Origin of the sequence: Streptomyces sp. DT224 (assembly GCF_049844595.1) — a bacterium.
Taxonomy (GTDB): domain Bacteria; phylum Actinomycetota; class Actinomycetes; order Streptomycetales; family Streptomycetaceae; genus Streptomyces.
Map to the genome: position 1 here is coordinate 156,338 of NZ_JBNCLI010000004.1, position 15,501 is coordinate 171,838.

18 protein-coding genes are annotated in these 15,501 nt (G+C 73.0%); 7 read left to right on the forward strand and 11 right to left on the reverse strand.

What is annotated here, in order from left to right; all coding sequences use genetic code 11:
* Positions 1–4: 4 nt before the first annotated feature.
* Together ACLQ2N_RS11050 and ACLQ2N_RS11055 are read left to right on the forward strand one after the other, a co-directional pair.
* Positions 5–919, forward strand: coding sequence for a carbohydrate ABC transporter permease (locus ACLQ2N_RS11050; RefSeq protein ID WP_425811568.1), 915 nt, complete (start codon positions 5–7; stop codon positions 917–919).
* The gene (locus ACLQ2N_RS11055) at positions 916–1,827 is read left to right on the forward strand and encodes a carbohydrate ABC transporter permease (protein WP_425811570.1); all 912 of its coding nucleotides are present in this window, start codon (positions 916–918) and stop codon (positions 1,825–1,827) included. Before ACLQ2N_RS11050 ends, ACLQ2N_RS11055 begins: the two co-directional genes overlap by 4 nt.
* A 44-nt stretch (positions 1,828–1,871) precedes the next feature.
* On the opposite strand, the gene ACLQ2N_RS11060 is transcribed toward ACLQ2N_RS11055, so the two are convergent.
* On the reverse strand, positions 1,872–2,444 hold the full coding sequence (locus ACLQ2N_RS11060) for an excalibur calcium-binding domain-containing protein (protein WP_425811572.1): 573 nt from the start codon (positions 2,442–2,444) through the stop codon (positions 1,872–1,874).
* Between the two features lie 165 nt (positions 2,445–2,609).
* Here ACLQ2N_RS11060 and ACLQ2N_RS11065 point away from each other — a divergent pair, with 165 nt between their 5' ends.
* Both ACLQ2N_RS11065 and ACLQ2N_RS11070 read left to right on the forward strand, forming a co-directional pair.
* Positions 2,610–2,876, forward strand: a complete 267-nt coding sequence (locus tag ACLQ2N_RS11065; protein ID WP_143625684.1) for a hypothetical protein — start codon at positions 2,610–2,612, stop codon at positions 2,874–2,876.
* A gap of 111 nt (positions 2,877–2,987) precedes the next feature.
* Complete coding sequence (locus tag ACLQ2N_RS11070) at positions 2,988–4,025, forward strand: NUDIX domain-containing protein (RefSeq protein WP_425811574.1); 1,038 nt, start codon at positions 2,988–2,990, stop codon at positions 4,023–4,025.
* A 236-nt stretch (positions 4,026–4,261) separates the two neighbouring features.
* Here the strand turns inward: ACLQ2N_RS11070 and ACLQ2N_RS11075 are convergent, their stop codons facing one another.
* Positions 4,262–4,945 carry an MBL fold metallo-hydrolase gene (locus tag ACLQ2N_RS11075; protein WP_425811576.1) on the reverse strand — a complete coding sequence of 228 codons (684 nt, stop codon included), beginning with the start codon at positions 4,943–4,945 and terminating at the stop codon, positions 4,262–4,264.
* Positions 4,946–5,041: 96 nt separating this feature from the next.
* Positions 5,042–6,406, reverse strand: coding sequence for a dipeptidase (locus ACLQ2N_RS11080; protein ID WP_425811578.1), 1,365 nt, complete (start codon positions 6,404–6,406; stop codon positions 5,042–5,044).
* 184 nt (positions 6,407–6,590) lie between these two features.
* On the opposite strand from ACLQ2N_RS11080, the gene ACLQ2N_RS11085 reads away from it, so the two are divergent.
* The gene (locus ACLQ2N_RS11085) at positions 6,591–7,805 is read left to right on the forward strand and encodes a geranylgeranyl reductase family protein (RefSeq protein WP_383300891.1); all 1,215 of its coding nucleotides are present in this window, start codon (positions 6,591–6,593) and stop codon (positions 7,803–7,805) included.
* 38 nt (positions 7,806–7,843) lie between these two features.
* Here ACLQ2N_RS11085 and ACLQ2N_RS11090 read toward each other — a convergent pair whose 3' ends face one another.
* Positions 7,844–8,308 carry a nitroreductase/quinone reductase family protein gene (locus ACLQ2N_RS11090; protein ID WP_425811580.1) on the reverse strand — a complete coding sequence of 155 codons (465 nt, stop codon included), beginning with the start codon at positions 8,306–8,308 and terminating at the stop codon, positions 7,844–7,846.
* Positions 8,309–8,452: 144 nt separating this feature from the next.
* Here ACLQ2N_RS11090 and ACLQ2N_RS11095 point away from each other — a divergent pair, with 144 nt between their 5' ends.
* A complete protein-coding gene (locus ACLQ2N_RS11095) occupies positions 8,453–9,166 on the forward strand; it encodes a TetR/AcrR family transcriptional regulator (protein ID WP_425811582.1) in 714 nt (237 codons plus the stop codon).
* Positions 9,167–9,178: 12 nt separating this feature from the next.
* Here the strand turns inward: ACLQ2N_RS11095 and ACLQ2N_RS11100 are convergent, their stop codons facing one another.
* From ACLQ2N_RS11100 to ACLQ2N_RS11110, 3 genes are read right to left on the reverse strand one after another with little or no spacing between them, the layout of a single operon-like run.
* Positions 9,179–9,934: a maleylpyruvate isomerase family mycothiol-dependent enzyme gene (locus ACLQ2N_RS11100; RefSeq protein ID WP_425811584.1), complete on the reverse strand. Its 756-nt coding sequence runs from the start codon at positions 9,932–9,934 to the stop codon at positions 9,179–9,181.
* A 44-nt stretch (positions 9,935–9,978) separates the two neighbouring features.
* A complete protein-coding gene (locus ACLQ2N_RS11105) occupies positions 9,979–10,320 on the reverse strand; it encodes an SCO4225 family membrane protein (protein ID WP_425812352.1) in 342 nt (113 codons plus the stop codon).
* Complete coding sequence (locus ACLQ2N_RS11110; RefSeq protein ID WP_425811586.1) at positions 10,224–11,447, reverse strand: MFS transporter; 1,224 nt, start codon at positions 11,445–11,447, stop codon at positions 10,224–10,226. The genes ACLQ2N_RS11105 and ACLQ2N_RS11110 overlap by 97 nt, the downstream gene beginning before the upstream one ends.
* A 155-nt stretch (positions 11,448–11,602) precedes the next feature.
* On the opposite strand from ACLQ2N_RS11110, the gene ACLQ2N_RS11115 reads away from it, so the two are divergent.
* A complete protein-coding gene (locus ACLQ2N_RS11115) occupies positions 11,603–12,817 on the forward strand; it encodes an ROK family protein (RefSeq protein ID WP_425811588.1) in 1,215 nt (404 codons plus the stop codon).
* A gap of 15 nt (positions 12,818–12,832) precedes the next feature.
* Here the strand turns inward: ACLQ2N_RS11115 and ACLQ2N_RS11120 are convergent, their stop codons facing one another.
* From ACLQ2N_RS11120 to ACLQ2N_RS11135, 4 genes are read right to left on the reverse strand one after another with little or no spacing between them, the layout of a single operon-like run.
* The gene (locus ACLQ2N_RS11120) at positions 12,833–13,753 is read right to left on the reverse strand and encodes a phosphotriesterase family protein (RefSeq protein WP_425811590.1); all 921 of its coding nucleotides are present in this window, start codon (positions 13,751–13,753) and stop codon (positions 12,833–12,835) included.
* Positions 13,747–14,328, reverse strand: a complete 582-nt coding sequence (locus ACLQ2N_RS11125; protein WP_425811592.1) for a DUF4865 family protein — start codon at positions 14,326–14,328, stop codon at positions 13,747–13,749. Before ACLQ2N_RS11125 ends, ACLQ2N_RS11120 begins: the two co-directional genes overlap by 7 nt.
* An 11-nt stretch (positions 14,329–14,339) precedes the next feature.
* A complete protein-coding gene (locus ACLQ2N_RS11130) occupies positions 14,340–14,738 on the reverse strand; it encodes a (R)-mandelonitrile lyase (RefSeq protein WP_425811594.1) in 399 nt (132 codons plus the stop codon).
* Between the two features lie 29 nt (positions 14,739–14,767).
* Positions 14,768–15,343, reverse strand: a complete 576-nt coding sequence (locus tag ACLQ2N_RS11135) for a TetR/AcrR family transcriptional regulator (RefSeq protein WP_425811596.1) — start codon at positions 15,341–15,343, stop codon at positions 14,768–14,770.
* Between the last annotated feature and the right edge of the window lie 158 nt (positions 15,344–15,501).

A 15,501-nucleotide genomic window follows, 5' to 3' on the forward strand; every position in this document is an offset into this window, starting at 1 on the left:
CACCGTGCCGTTCATCTCGGGGAGGCGCACCGGGCGACGGGGCACGCGGCGGTACACCCGCCGCGACCTCGCCGTGCTGGGTGTGCTGCTCGGTCTGCCCGTCCTGCTCGACCTCGCCATCGTCTGGGGCCCGACCCTGGCCTCCGTCGTCCTCTCGTTCACCAGCTGGGACGGGATCGGCGACATCGAGTGGGTCGGGACCCGGAACTACGCGAACCTGTTCACGAACTACCCGCAGTTCTGGCCCGCCGCCCGGCACAATCTGCTCTGGCTCGCCTTCCTCGGCCTCGTCGCCACCCCGTTCGGGCTGCTCCTGGCCGTGCTGATCGACCGGGGCGTGCGGTTCAGCCGGTTCTACCAGTCCACGCTGTACATGCCCGTCGTGCTCTCGCTCGCGGTGGTCGGCTTCATCGCCCAGCTCGTGTTCTCGCGGGACCAGGGCGCGCTCAACGCGGTCATCGGCGACACGGAGACCCCGACGGACTGGCTCGGTGATCCGGACCTCAACATCTGGATGATCCTGCTGGCCGCTGCCTGGCGCCACACCGGCTATGTGATGATCCTCTACCTCGCCGGGCTCAAGGCCGTCGACCAGTCGCTCAAGGAGGCGGCGGCGATCGACGGGGCGAGCGAGGCGCAGACCTTCTTCCGCGTCGTCTTCCCGACCCTGCGGCCGGTCAACGTCATCGTCGGCGTCATCACCGTGATCGAGTCGCTGCGCGCCTTCGACATCGTGTACGCGGTCAACCACGGCCGCAACGGCCTGGAACTGCTGTCGGTGCTCGTCACCGACAACATCATCGGCGAGGCCAGCCGCATCGGCTTCGGCTCCGCGATCGCCGTCGTCCTGCTGACCGTCTCCCTCGGATTCGTGGCGACGTACCTGGTCCAGGAGCTCCGAGGGGAGAAAGACCGATGACCACCACGCAGACCACCCGCGCGGTCCCGGCCGCCCCTGCCGCGGCCCGCCGCCGGCTCCGCCCCGGGCGACTCGGTGTGCACGCCTTCCTGATGGCGGTCTCGCTGGCCTTCCTCGCCCCGCTGCTGCTCGCGGTGTACGCGTCCCTGCGGCCGTACGACGAGACCTCCGAGTACGGCTACTTCTCGCTGCCACGCCATCTCTCCCTGGACTACTACCGGCAGGCGTTCATCGACTCCGGCATGACGAAGTACTTCGTCAACACCCTGATCATCGCGGTGCCGGGCGTCCTGATCACCCTGTTCCTCGCCTCGTTCGTGGCCTTCGCGCTCGCCCGGCTGAAGCTGCGCGGCGGGCTGGTCCTGCTGATGCTCTTCGCGGCGGGCAACCTGCTCCCGCAGCAGGTGATCGTCACCCCGCTGTACGTCGTCTTCAACCGGATTCCGCTGCCCTACTGGATGTCCGACTCGATGACGATGTTCGACTCCTTCTGGGCCGTCATCCTCGTGCAGATCGGCTTCCAGATCGGCTTCTGCGTGTTCGTCATGGCCAACTTCATGCGCACCCTCCCGCCGGAGATCCTGGAGGCGGCCGTGGTGGACGGGGCAGGGGTGTGGACCCGGTTCTGGCGGATCACCCTGCCGCTGTGCCGCCCGGCGCTCGCCGCGCTGGGCACGCTCCAGTTCACCTGGATGTACAACGACTTCCTGTGGGCCCTGGTCTTCATCTCCGACGGCGACAAGCTGCCCATCACCTCCGCGCTGAACAACCTGCGCGGGCAGTTCTTCACGGACTACAACCTGCTCGCCGCCGGTTCGGTGATCGTCGCGCTCCCGACCCTCGTCGTCTTCCTGCTGCTCCAGCGGCACTTCATCGCCGGGCTCACCCTGGGGTCCGGAAAGGGGTGACGGGGCCTGTCCGGCGGAGTGCCGCCGGACAGGCCGGAAGCGCCCTACTCGCAGGCCACGCCGTCCCCGTCGCGGTCGAGGTGCGGGCCGTACCCCGGGTCGCCCCGGTGGATGGGGGCCGCGCCGGCCGCGCGGACGGCGGTGCAGTTGGCGTAGTACGCCGAGCCGCCGCCTCCCGAGCCCCCGCCGCCGGAACCGGAGTCGTCCGGGCCGGAGTCGTCCGGACCGGAGTCGTCGGAGGTCCCGGCGGGGGCCTCCGGCGCGACGGTGACCCTGACGGTCTTCGTCTTCGTGACGGTCGGCACCGCCTCGGGGCTCGCGGTGACCGTCTCGGTCACGGCGGGGTCCGGCGCGGGCGTGACCGACACCGTGGCGGTGACGGTCGGCGCGGGCGAGGACTTCGCCGCGGCCTCGGTCCCCTCCGCGCCGGAGTCCCCGCCCGCGGCGCCCATGCCCGCACCGATGAGGAAGAGGACGGCCGCCGCCGGGATGACGATCCGTTTCCTCGCCCAGCGGGGCGCGCCGCCCCCGGGTGCGCCCGGACCCCGCGGACCGAACGGGGACGGTTGCGGCGGCGGCCCCCAAGGCGGCGTCTGCGGCGAAGGGCTGTGCGACATGGGATCCCCAGAAGGCGCGTGGAGGGACGACCGTAGCCACGGCGCCGAACGCGCGGGAGGTCAATCCTCCGTAAGTGATGGAGTTGTGACCATCGTGTGGAGCCGGTGTCCCGCCACGGTCCGCGCGGGCCCGCCGTTGTCAGTGGCGGGTGCGATCCTGCGTGCATGGACGAGATCATGCGACGGCGGGTGTACGGCGCCGACCACGAAGACCCCGACCCGGGCCCGCGGCCCGGCCGCGAGTACCGCGAACTGGTCGGCGGGCCGCTGGACGGACTGCTCCTGGACGTGACGGGGTGGACACCGGTGGCCCTCGCGGACGGCTCCGCCCTGGTCACCGAGATCGGTGCGTACGGACCGGGAGGCCGCGCGGAGTACGGGCCGCGCCCGGACGAGCCGGACAAGTGGGACTGGCGGGGCGATACGCCGTAGCCCGTGCACGGCCCCCGTCGTCCCGTCCGCGCAACGCATCGCCTCGGGCGGGTTTTCGCGGCAGGGTGTTGCGGGCAAGCCACAGGGGGCTGCTACGGAAGAGGGGGAACCGTGATCGTCTGGATCAACGGTGCGTTCGGCGCCGGAAAGACCAGCGCCGCGCGTGAACTGATCGATCTGATCCCGAACAGCACCTTGTACGACCCGGAACTCACCGGGACGGGGCTCGGAAGCCTGCTGCCCCAGAAGAAACTGGCCGAGGTGACGGACTTCCAGGACCTGCCGATCTGGCGGCGCCTGGTGGTGGACACCGCCGCCGCGCTCCTCGCCGAGCTGGGCGGAGTCCTCGTCGTGCCGATGACCCTCCTACGGCAGGAGTACCGCGACGAGATATTCGGCGGCCTCGCCGCCCGGCGCATACCGGTGCGTCATGTGCTGCTCTCACCTGACGAAACGATCCTGCGCACCCGCATCGCCCACCGGGCTCAGTACCCGGGCGACGCGGAGGGGGTGGACCCGACCGGCCGCTGGGCGTACGACCGGATCGAGCCGTACCGATCGGCCCTCGGCTGGATCACCGGGGACGCCCACACCATCGACAACAGCGTGCTCACCCCGCGCGAGACGGCCGAGCGGATCGCGGAGGCCGTGCGCACCGGCGCGGCCCCCGCCTGCCAGATCGTCCAGACCCCGGAGCCCACCGCGGAGACCGTCGCCTCCGGGGTGCTCCTCTTCGACGAGCACGACCGGTTCCTGCTCGTCGACCCCACGTACAAGCCCGGCTGGGAGTTTCCCGGCGGCGTCGTGGAGGCGGGCGAGGCCCCGGCCCAGGCCGGGATCCGGGAGGTCGCCGAGGAGATCGGCATCCAGCTCGAACGGGTGCCCAAGCTGCTCGTCATCGACTGGGAGGCGCCCGACCCGCCCGGGTACGGAGGTCTGCGCCTCCTCTTCGACGGCGGACTGCTGCCCCGGGCCGACGCGGAACGGCTGCTGCTCCCCGGCTCCGAGCTCCGCGGCTGGCGGTTCGTCACCGAGGCGGAGGCGGCCACCCTGCTGCCGCCCACCCGCTACGAGCGGCTGTGCTGGGCACTGCGGGCGCGCGAACGCTCAGCCGTGCTCAACCTGGAGGCCGGCGTCCCGGTCGGCTAGGGCCGCGTCAGCCGAGGTTCGCCGTGTCGCGACGCCATGCACGCCCTCTCGCCGCACGGCCGGAAGCCCGAGCACGTCCTGTACGAGGGCTTCCGGCCGGCCCGCCGAGAGCACGCACCTGACGCCGCTCCTTACCGGGCAAACCTTGGCTGACGCGGCACTGGGTCCTGTCTGAAGTTTCCCGTCGTCCGCGCGGAGCGTGGGCGCAGCGGCGGTCGGTGCGCAGGCGGGGAACTTCAGACAGGGCCTGCGGCCCGCAGGACCGCGGCGGCGTCCTCGGTGAGCGGGTCGCCGTGACCGAAGCAGACCGTGGCCGGCTCCAGCGCGGCCAGCCTCCGGAACGAGGCCACGGCCTGCTCCCGGTCGATGTTGAAGACGCCCAGCATCACCCGGCCCACCCCGGCCACGCAGTCGCCGGTGAACAGCACGCCGTGCCGGGGAAGATGCACACCGATGGAGCCGGGCGTGTGCCCGGGGGAGTGGACCACCCGCGCCCCGCCTCCGAACGGCAGCACCGCCCCGTCGGACAGTTCGCTGTCGACCCGGGTCGCAGGCGCCGGGGGAACGGTCAGCGCGTGCTCGTACAGCGGGCGTTCCCAGTCCAGGAGCACCGGCTCCCCGACCTTCTCCTCGCCGCGGATCACCGGCGCGTCCAGCCGGTGCGCCAGAATCTCGGCACCGTGGCGGTCGGCCAGCTCCTGGGCGGCGCCGTAGTGGTCCCGGTGGCCGTGGGTGATGACGATCCGGGCGATGTCGGCGGGGTCGTGGCCGAGGCCGCGCACCGCGTCCTCGATGGCGGGCGCCGCGTTCACGTCGCCCGCGTCGATCAGGGTCAGCTCCGTCCCGTCGCGCCAGAGGTACGCCTGGCCGATCGGGAAGCGGAACATGTGCAACCGGGGAAGCACTTCCACGAGATCCATGCGGCGAACGTAAGCGGCGGCGGACGGCCACCGCATGGATCTACGCTCTCGGCGAGCTTCGCTCAACGCGTAGCCGCCGCCGGTCCCGGCGAGGGCTCAGACCGCCTTCGACTCCGCGTAGTTGCGCAGGAACAGGGCCTCGGCGACGGACAGCCGCTCCAGCTCGTCGGGCGACACGCTCTCGTTCACCGCGTGGATCTGCGCCTCCGGCTCGCTGAGCCCGATCAGCAGGATCTCCGCCTCCGGGTAGAGCCCGGCCAGCGTGTTGCACAGCGGGATCGAGCCGCCCATGCCGGAGGACTGCATCTCCTGGCCCGGGTACGCGATCCGCATGGCGTCGGCCATCGCGGTGTACGCCGGGCTCGCGACGTCCGCGCGGAACGGCTGTCCCTGGCCGACCTGCTCGACCGAGACCTTCGCACCCCACGGGGCGTGCGCGAGAAGGTGCGCGGTCAGGAGCTTCGTGGCCTGCCCCGCGTCCTGGCCCGGCGGCACCCGCAGGCTGATCTGCGCACGGGCGCTCGCCTGCACGGAGGGCGTCGCGCCGATCACGGCCGGGCAGTCGATGCCGATCACGGTGACGGCGGGCCGCGCCCAGATCCGGTCGGCGACCGTGCCGGTGCCGATGAGCCCGACCCCGTCGAGGACCTTGGCGTCCTTGCGGAACTCCTCCTCCGGATACTGGAGGCCGTCCCACTCCTCGTCCGCGGTCAGGCCGTCGACCGTGGTCGAGCCGTCCTCGGCGCGCAGTGACGCGAGCAGCTGGATCATCGCGGCGAGCGCGTCGGGCGCGGCACCGCCGAACTGGCCGGAGTGGAGGTTGCCCTCCAACGTGTCCAGCTGGACCCGCAGCATCGTCATGCCGCGCAGCGTCGAGGTGACCGTCGGCAGCCCCACCCGGAAGTTGCCCGTGTCACCGATCACGATGGTGTCGGCCGCCAGCAGTCCGGGGTGCGCCTCGGCGTACCGCTCCAGACCGCCGGTGCCCTGCTCCTCCGAACCCTCCACGATCACCTTGACCGAGACGGGGACCCCGCCGTCCGCCTTCAGGGCGCGCAGCGCGAGGAGATGCATGATGAAGCCGCCCTTGCAGTCGGCCGTCCCCCGGCCGAACCAGCGCCCGTCACGCTCCGTCAGCTCGAACGGCGGGGAGATCCAGGCGGCCTCGTCCAGCGGCGGCTGTACGTCGTAATGCGCGTAGAGCAGCACGGTCGGAGCGCCCGCAGGACCGGGCAGGAAGCCGTAGACGGACTGGGTGCCGTCCGGGGTGTCGAGCAGGGCCACGTCCTGGAAGCCCTCGGTGCGCAGCGCGGCGGCGACCCACTCGGCGGCGCCCTCGCACTCGCTCTTCGGATAGACCGCGGGGTCCGCCACCGACTGGAAGGCCACCAGCTCGGTCAGCTCCGCCTTGGCGCGGGGCATCAGTGAGGCGACGGTCTCGGAAATCGGATGGCCGGTCATGGGGCACGCTCCTGGTGGGTGCGACGTTATGTGTACGTTTCCGGTCACTCGCCCGCCTGGAGTGCGGCGTCGCGGGTACGTCGGAGACTCGGGCGATCCTCCCACAGCGGTTCTCGGACAGAACGCGCCGTAGGATGCCGTGAGCAGCTTGGGCCACTGGTCGGATCGGGAGCAGAAGCACATCGTGAGCAGCGAGAACGCAGACGCCGGACATGAGCACGAAGAGTCGTCCGTGTGGGACGTCGTCGTAGTCGGCGCCGGACCGGCGGGAGCCTCCGCGGCATACGCGGCGGCCGTCGCCGGCCGTAAGGTACTGCTCCTGGAGAAGGCGGAGCTGCCCCGTTACAAGACGTGCGGCGGCGGCATCATCGGGTACTCGCGCGACGCGCTGCCGCCCGGGTTCGAACTGCCTCTGCGGGACCGGATCCACGCGGTCACCTTCTCGCTCAACGGCAGGCTGGCGCGCACCCGCCGCTCCAAGCGGATGCTCTTCGGCCTCATCAACCGCCCCGAGTTCGACGCGGGGCTCGTCGAGCAGGCGCAGAAGGCCGGTGCCGAACTGCGCACCGGCGCGACCGTCTCACGGGTGGAGCAGCACGGCGCCGCGGTGCCCGACCGGCGCACGGTCGCGGTCGTGCTGTCCGGCGGCGAGACCGTCCTGGCCCGGGCGGTGGTCGGGGCCGACGGCAGTGCCGGGCGGATAGGAGCGCATGTCGGGGTGAAGCTCGACCAGGTCGACCTCGGCCTGGAGTCGGAGATCCCCGTGCCGCCCACCGTCGCGGAGGACTGGGCGGGCCGCGTCCTCATCGACTGGGGCCCGATGCCCGGCAGTTACGGCTGGGTCTTCCCCAAGGGCGACACCCTGACGGTCGGCGTGATCTCCGCGCGCGGCGACGGCGCCGGCACCAAGCGGTATCTGGAGGACTTCGTCGCGCGGCTCGGCCTCGCCGGATTCGAGCCCAGGATCTCCTCGGGCCACCTCACGCGCTGCCGCAGCGAGGACTCGCCGCTCTCGCGCGGCCGGGTGCTGGTGTGCGGTGACGCGGCCGGGCTGCTGGAGCCGTGGACCCGCGAGGGCATTTCCTTCGCGCTGCGCTCGGGACGGCTCGCCGGTGAGTGGGCGGTGCGCGTCGCCGAGGCGCACGACGCGGTGGACGCCCGCCGCCAGGCGCTCAACTACGCCTTTGCCATCAAGGCCGGACTCGGCGTCGAGATGAGCGTGGGCCGGCGCATGCTGAAGCTGTTCGAGCGGCGCCCGGGCCTGCTGCACGCCGTTCTGACGGGCTTCCGCCCGGCGTGGAACGCGTTCGCGGGTATCACGCGTGGCACGACCTCGCTGGCCGAGCTGGTCCGTTCGCACCCGCTGGCCCAGCGGGCGCTCTCGGCGATGGACCGCTAGAACGCGGGATTTCAAGGGCTGACGCGCCGTCCGGTGCGTCAGCCCGCGTCGGCGATCCTGAAGACGGGGTGGTCCGGGCAGGCTGCCAGGATCTCGGCGTCGGTGGACTTCGCCGTGACGCCCTGGAAGTACTGGTCGACCTCCCAGCCCCACCGCTCCAGGTAGGTGCGGAGGACGGCCGCCTTGTGCGCGTCGTCCGCGATCTCCACCGCCGAGAAGGCCCGCGTCCGACGGCCGCGGCGCAGCTCCCCGCCGCCCGCCGCCCGCATGTTGCGCACCCACTGCGAGTGGCCGCGGGCGGAGACCAGGTACCGCACACCCTCGTAGGTGTGCGGGTTGACCGGGACGCGCTGCATCCGGCCGCTCTTGCGGCCCCGCACCGACAGCTCCTGCGAGCCGAGCAGGCTGATCCCGTGGCGCGCGAGCCAGCCGACGAGGCTGTTGAAGCGGACGTTGAGCGGGCTGCCCTGCAGGTAGTACGGCTGCGTCTGCGACGGAGACATGGCGTGTGACCCCCACGGTGGAGAAGAGCGTTTCCGAGAGCGGTGCTCTCGCTTGAGATCAGTGTGCACGGAAGCGCTGTTCAAAAGCAAGAGCACTGCTCTCGTTATTGGTCGCTGCTCTGTACGCGTGGCAGACTGAGGCCCATGAGCGCTATCCGGGGAGCCAGGGAACGGGCCCGTATCGAGGTCACCGCCGCCATCAAGGACGAGGCGAGGAAACAGCTCGCCGCCGAGGGTGCGGCAAAGCTGTCGCTGCGCGCCGTGGCGCGCGAACTGGGCATGGTCTCCTCGGCCCTCTACCGCTACTTCCCCAGCCGGGACGACCTGCTGACCGCTCTCATCGTCGACGCGTACGACGCGGTCGGCGAGGCCGCCGAGCGTGCCCACCGCGCCGCCGACGCGGAGCCCGGCGCCCCCGCCACCGGTCTCACCCGCTGGGTCGCCGTCGGCTGCGCCGTACGCGACTGGGCGCTGGCCCACCCCCACGAGTACGCGCTCATCTACGGCTCGCCCGTGCCCGGTTACTCGGCTCCGCAGGACACCGTCGGCCCTGCGGCACGCGTCGGCATGGTGCTCATCGCCATCGTGGAGGAGGCCCGCCGCGACGAGGGCCTGGCGCTTGCGCCGCTCCCGGACGAGCTGCGCCCGGAGGCCGAACGGCTCGCCGCGGACGTGGCCCCGGGGCTGGCTCCGGCGGTGGCCGCCCCGCTCGTCGCGGCCTGGGCGCAGCTGTTCGGGCTGATTTCCTTCGAGGTGTTCGGCCAGTTCAATCGGGTGGTGGAGGCCCGCGAGGTCTTCTTCCGCCAGGCGGTCACGGAACTGGCCCGCACGGTGGGCCTCCTGGGCCGGCGCGGCTGAGCCGGTACGGCGTCAGGACCAGGTGATCGAGGAGTTCTCGCGCCAGAGCCTGGCCAACCCCTCGTCGCCCGCCACCGTGAGGGCGGAGAGCGGGAGCCGGTTCCACAGGGCCAGGTAGAGCGTCCCGGCCGGCGCGCTCAGCTCGCAGTCCACGGCGGATGCCGCGGCCGGTCCCTCCTCGCGCACCGCCGACGGCGGCTCGGCGGACAGCCGTACGGTCCACACCGTGTCCGTGTCGGTCGCCCGGACCCGCAGCGTGCGCGGGGTCCCGGTGCGCACCCGGCTCTTGGGGCGGGCGTGCATTCCGCGCAGCAGTTCGTCGATGCCGTCCAGCGCGAGGGCGGGAGCGACGGGGGAGAGGCCGCCGCCGCGCGCGGACTCGGCGTCCACCCGGTGGATCGTCGTCTCATGGGCCTGGCGGCGGGCCCAGAAGGCGAGCGGTGAGGGCGCGGGGAGGAACGACCAGCACTCCACGTCCTGCGGCGCGTTCTCCAGCGCGTCCACCAGGAGCCGGTGTCCTTCGCGGAAGCGGGCCAGCAGTTCCGGTCCGTCCAGCTCCGGTTCGCCGCCGTCGGGGACGTACGAGGTGTGCCCCTCGCGTACGAAGGCGGCGGCCCAGGCGTGCACCATCGCGGTGTGCCTGAGCAGATCGCGCACCCGCCAGTCGGGACAGGTCGGCACCGGGGCCCCGGTGCCCGCCTCGCCCGCCGCATCCGCCAGCAGGCGGCCCTCGGCGGCCAGGGCCGCTATGTGTTCCGTGATCTCCATGGCCGGATTGTGCCACCCGGGCGGGGCCCCGGAGGGCGGTACGGTCAGGCGCCCTCGGGGCGGATCGTGCGGTTCCGGCGGGCGGCGCCGCGTACCAGCTGTACGAAACGGGCCAGCGCCGGCGACTGCACCAGCACGGTTACCGTCAGCGCCAGGTACATGAACCAGGCGGGGCCGAAGGACTCCGCCCCGGCCGCCGAACTGCCGAGCAGGAACGCGAAGACGGTCGGCGCCGCCGGCAGGAACAGCCGGACACCGGCGAACGGGGCGTCCTCGTGGGCGATGAAGGTCAGACGTGCGCCGCCTTGCGGGCGCCGTAGCCCAGGGCCGCCGCCGCACCGGCCAGCACCGCCACCGTGGTCAGGGCCACCGGCAGCGAGAACCAGTCGGCCAGGAACCCGATCGCGGGCGGCCCGAGCAGCATGCCGCCGTACCCGAGCGTCGAGGCCGCCGCGACCCCGCCGGGTCCGGCCAGTTCGCCGGCCCGGCCGACCGCCACCGGGAAGATGTTGGCGAGGCCGATCCCGGTGACCGCGAAGCCGAGCAGGGCCAGCCAGGCCGTCGGGGCGAGCGCGCCCAGGAGCATCCCGGCGGCGGCCGTGGCGCCGCCCGCCACCAGCGTGCGGGTCTGCCCGAGCCGTTCGAGGAGGGCGGTGCCGCTGAGTCGTCCCGCCGTCATGGCCAGTGCGAACAGCGAGTATCCGGCGGCGGCCACTCCGGGGCGGGCGTGCAGGTCCTGTTCCAGGTGGAGGGCGCCCCAGTCGGCCAGCGCGCCCTCACCGTACGCGGTGCAGAGCGCGATCAGGCCGAACAGCAGCACCACCCTGCGCGCCCGCCCGGACACTGGCTGCGCGGACCGGCCGGCGGGCGGGGCGTCTGCCTGCTCCGGGGCCACGGGCGCCGGGTGCCGCAGGAGGACCGGTCCCGCGAGCGCGGTGACGACCAGTCCGGTCCCGGTCAGGAGGGAGAGGTGGACGGAGGGCGAGAGGCCGCCCGCGACGAGCCCGCCGAGCCCCGCGCCGAGCATCCCGCCGAGACTGAACGCGGCGTGGAAGCTGGGCATCACGGGGCGGCGCAGGGCGGCGACCAGGTCCACCGCCGCGCTGTTCATCGCGACGTTCGCCCCGCCGTACGCGGCACCGAAGAGCAGGAGTACGAGCCCCAGCGACAAAGCCGAGTGCGTCCGGGCGGGCAGTGCGATGCTGAGGGAGAGGAGAACGGCGCAGACCACGGTCACCGCGTGGCTGCCGAACCGGCGGCAGAGCCGGCCGGTGAGCGTCATGGTGACCACAGCCCCGGCGGAGACGCCGAGGAGTGCGAGGCCGAGGGTGGCGGCCGAGGCGCCGGTCTGGTGCTTGATGGCCGGGATGCGGACCACCCAGCCGGCGAAGAGGAAACCGTCGAGGGCGAAGAACACGGTCAGCGCGGTACGGAGACGGGCCGACGAGAGCGGGGCGGTGTTGCCGCCAGGTCCCCCCGGGAGTGCCGTCCGCAGTTTGTTTAGTTGCGGCACAAACTCAGCATAGGGGTGGCCCGGCGGCCGGTGCAAGACGGATGCACCGCCCGGCCCGAAGCGCTTGGTTCCGGAGTGCGCGAGGGCTCGTCACCCGGGGCAAGTCGGCCACCACGGCGTCAAAGGAACCTCCGGATCATGGGAGACTCGCCCCCATGAACGGCAAGGCGACCACCACCCGGACGAAGTTGGAGAGGGGCCGCAGCGCGCTCGGACCCGCCCTGGAACTGGTCCACACCGGACGCGCGCCCACGCGTGCGGTCCTCACCTCCGAGCTGGGGGTCACCCGCGCGACGGCGGGCGCGGTCGCCGCCGAGCTGGAAGCCCTCGGCCTCATCCGGGTCGACTCCAGCCCCGGTTCGGCGGCCGGTTCGCAGGGCCGGCCCTCGCACCGGCTGGCCGTACGGGAGTCCGGCCCGGTCGCCGTCGCCGCCCAGGTGCACGCGGACGGCTTCCGGGCCGCGCTCGTCGGCCTCGGCGGCCGGCTCGTCGCGACCGCCCCCGGCAGCGTCACCATCACCGCCGACCCCGCCCAGGTCATCGGCGAGGTCGTGGACCACTGCGCACGGCTGCTGCGGGAGAGCGGACTGCGGTGCGTCGGCGCCGGGCTCGCCGTGCCGTCGGCGGTCGCCGAGCCGGAGGGCACCGCCCTCAACCCGCTCCACATCGCCTGGCCCGCCGGGGCCCCGGTCCGCGAGATCTTCGCCACCTGCGTACGCGAAGCGGGCATCGAGGGACCGGCGTTCACCGGCAACGACGTCAACCTCGCCGCGCTCGCCGAACACCGGCACGGCGCCGGTCGCGAGGCCCAGCACCTGCTGTGCGTCGCCACCGGGCACCGGGGCGTGGGCGGGGCGCTGGTTCTCGACGGCCGCCTGCACACCGGGAGTTCGGGGCTCGCCCTGGAGGTCGGCCACCTCACCGTCAACGCCGAGGGCCGCCCCTGCCATTGCGGGGGGCGCGGCTGCCTGGACGTCGAGACGGACCCGCTCGCCTTCCTCACCGCCGCCGGGCGCACGCCGGGCCCCGAGGAGTCGCTCCTCAAGCAGTCCGGGGACCTGCTGCGCCACGAGTACGGGGACCCGGCCGTGCGCACCGCCGCCGAGGAGCTGATCGACCGGCTCGGACTGGGGCTCGCCGGTCTCGTCAACATCCTCAACCCGGACCGGATCATCCTCGGCGGGCTGCACCGCGCCCTGCTCGACGCCGACCCGGAACGGCTGCGGGCGGTCGTGGCCGACCGCAGCCTCTGGGGCCGCAGCGGGAGCGTGCCGATCCTGCCCTGCACCCTGGACCACAACAGCCTGGTCGGTGCGGCGGAACTGGCCTGGCAGCCGGTCCTGGACGACCCCCTGGTGGCGCTGGCCTGAGAGCTCCCGCCGGGCTCAGACGCCCCGCGACGCCACGTCCGGCACCGGCGCCTCGAACGCGAACGCCCGCGCCGGATTCGCCACCAGCACCGCCTCCATGACCTCGGGCCCCAGCGCCTCCTCGAGGCGGGGCCGCAGCCGGCGCAGCAGGTACGGCATGCCGGGCGTCTCCGGGACCGTCGTGTCACCGCCCAGCAGCAACTGCCCGGTGAACCCCGCCCCGGCCAGCTCCGCCAGCTCGTCCGGCAGCCGCCAGTCCGTCGCGTGATTGGCCCGCGACGGCCCGTCGAACGCCAGGAAGGCGCCCGCCCGCGCCGCCTCCCGCTGCACCGCCCCGTCCGGGGACCGGCCGAGGTGCCCGAGGATGACCCGGTGCGGCGGGACGCCCAGCTCCCCGCACAGCAGCTCCAGGACGTCGAGCGCGGCCGTGCCCAGCTCCAGGTGGACGGCGATCGGCGCCCCCGTGCGGTGATGGGCCCGGGCCGCCGCGGTCATGGTGAGCCGGGCGTGCGCGTCGAGCGTGTGGAAGGCGCCGGCCACCTTGATCAGGCCTGCCCGCACCCCGGTGGCGCCGATGCCCTCGGTGAGTTCGGCGACGAAGAGCGCGGCGAGGCGGTCCCTGATCCGGTCCAGCAGCTCCGGCGGGTAGTGCGCCGCCTGGTGCAGCCCCGTGGCGGCGACCACGTGCGTGCCCGTCGCCCGGGACAGTGCGGCCAGAGCGCCGGCCCCGCGCCCCATGCCGTGCGGCGTCCACTGCACGACGGCCCGGCCGCCCAGCGCGTGGAAGGCGCGGAGCCGGTCGGCCGCCGAGCCCGGATCGTCCAGCTCCTGCCCGGGCAGCACCGGACTGCGCAGGAAGAGGTGGTCGTGGGCGTCGCAGACACCCAGTTCCCCGGGTGCGATGTCACCGAGGACGGTACGGACGGCGGCTACCACTGGCGCCCCTTCGCGATCAGGTCCTGCTCGGGGCGGCTGAGGTGGAGCACCTGGAAACGCTCGCCGGGCGCGGCCGGGGCGTCGTGGTCCCAGAGCGTGAAGTGCAGGAGCTCCCAGTGGCGCGGATCGGCCGCCAGCGCGGAGGCCACGGCGCCCGGCGACCGCGCGAGCCGGCGGCTCTCCTCCAGCGCCGCTTCCACCGCGTCCGCCGGGGAGAGCGACGCCGGTACGGGCGAGCGGTGGCGGGTCGCCGAGCGGGGGAGCGCGGACGAAGCGGGCCCCTCCTCGTACGAGAGCCCGGTCCAGTGCTGCACCACGGGGCGCCCGAAGTCCCGGACCACGCCCTGGAATCCCGAGCCCCAGAGGAACGCGTTCATGCCCTCGGGCCGGGTCCACAGGTAGAACGGCGCGTACTGGTTGACCGGCGAGTCCTCGCCCCGCTCGCGCATCAGGTACGCCTTGAGCCCGAGCCCGGGGAAGTCGTCCAGGAGATGGCCCCTGGTCGCCACCCGGTGGCGGATGACGCCCATGTCGTGATCGGCGGGCAGGGTGATCTCGTACTGCATGGCATGCATCGAAGGCCCCCTCAGGACGCCGGGTAGCCGGCGACGGCGGCGTCGGTGTGCCAGTGGATGGTGGAGCCGTCCTCGGCAGCCTCGACCACGGCGAGATGGGTCATGAACGTGCGTGGGGACGCCCCGTGCCAGTGCCACTCGTCCGGCTCGATCCATACAGTGTCGCCGGCCCGGATCGTCTCGACCGGGCCGCCCCTGCGCTGCACGAGGCCCTCGCCCTCGGTGACGTGGAGGACCTGGCCGTGCGGGTGGGTGTGCCACGAGGTGTGGCCGCCCGGTGCGAAGTGCACGCTGAACATCCGCAGCCGGGAGGGCGGTTCGGGGGCGGCGATCTCGTCGAGCCACACCGTGCCGTTGAAGTGTGCGGAGGGGCCCCGCTCGGTGTCGGGGCGGTTCCTGGTGATGCGCATGTGCGGTTGCTCCTGAAGCGGTCGATGGGTCAGGCGGGCGGGGCGAGCAGGCCGAGCAGCCCCCGTACGCCCGCGTCGAAGGCGTCCGTCGAACCCGAGGCGCGGGCCAGCACGTAGCCGCCCTGCACCGTCGCGACGATCGAGGCGGCGATGTCCTCGGGCACCAGGCCGGAGGCGAACTCCCCCCGGTCGACGCCCTCGCGGACGATGCCGGCGAGCCTGTCGCGCAGCCAGGCGAGGGTCTCGTCCACCGGCTCCCGCAGCTCGTCGCTCGCGATGATGTCCGGGTCCATGGTCAGCCGCCCCACCGGGCAGCCGCGCAACACGTCGCGCTCCCGCAGCAGATAGGCCGAGATCCGCTCGTACGCCGATCCGGGCGCGTCGAGTACCAGGTCCGCGGCCTCCCGCAGCTCGTCGGCCGTGCGGCGGATGGCGGTGCGGGCCAGATCCGGTTTGCCGGTGAAGTGGTGGTACATGCTGCCCTGGCCCACTCCGGCGTGCTGCTGGATGGCCTTGGGGCTCATGCCCACGTAACCGCGCTCCCACAGGAGTTCCCGGGTGGCTTCGATCAGACGGTCCGGAGTGCTCATGCCCGTACTGTACATACTAGTAGGTACAGAAAGGAAGCGGCTGTCGCGCATACGTGAGCGGGGCACCCCGGCCCGGGGTGCCCCGCTCTGGGGTCTGTCCGGCGGGTGGTGGGGGGGCCGCGGCGATCCCCCCGGCCGCCCCCACAAGGGGGAGCCCCCCCCCGCCGGCCCCC

Coding starts and splice junctions, on each gene's coding strand:
- ACLQ2N_RS11115 (WP_425811588.1), top strand. CDS start 11,603: ATGAACGGCAAGGCGACCACCACCCGGACGAAGTTGGAGAGGGGCCGC.
- ACLQ2N_RS11135 (WP_425811596.1), bottom strand. CDS start 15,343: ATGTACAGTACGGGCATGAGCACTCCGGACCGTCTGATCGAAGCCACC.
- ACLQ2N_RS11055 (WP_425811570.1), top strand. CDS start 916: ATGACCACCACGCAGACCACCCGCGCGGTCCCGGCCGCCCCTGCCGCG.
- ACLQ2N_RS11095 (WP_425811582.1), top strand. CDS start 8,453: ATGAGCGCTATCCGGGGAGCCAGGGAACGGGCCCGTATCGAGGTCACC.
- ACLQ2N_RS11125 (WP_425811592.1), bottom strand. CDS start 14,328: ATGCATGCCATGCAGTACGAGATCACCCTGCCCGCCGATCACGACATG.
- ACLQ2N_RS11130 (WP_425811594.1), bottom strand. CDS start 14,738: ATGCGCATCACCAGGAACCGCCCCGACACCGAGCGGGGCCCCTCCGCA.
- ACLQ2N_RS11100 (WP_425811584.1), bottom strand. CDS start 9,934: ATGGAGATCACGGAACACATAGCGGCCCTGGCCGCCGAGGGCCGCCTG.
- ACLQ2N_RS11060 (WP_425811572.1), bottom strand. CDS start 2,444: ATGTCGCACAGCCCTTCGCCGCAGACGCCGCCTTGGGGGCCGCCGCCG.
- ACLQ2N_RS11075 (WP_425811576.1), bottom strand. CDS start 4,945: ATGGATCTCGTGGAAGTGCTTCCCCGGTTGCACATGTTCCGCTTCCCG.
- ACLQ2N_RS11080 (WP_425811578.1), bottom strand. CDS start 6,406: ATGACCGGCCATCCGATTTCCGAGACCGTCGCCTCACTGATGCCCCGC.
- ACLQ2N_RS11090 (WP_425811580.1), bottom strand. CDS start 8,308: ATGTCTCCGTCGCAGACGCAGCCGTACTACCTGCAGGGCAGCCCGCTC.
- ACLQ2N_RS11065 (WP_143625684.1), top strand. CDS start 2,610: ATGGACGAGATCATGCGACGGCGGGTGTACGGCGCCGACCACGAAGAC.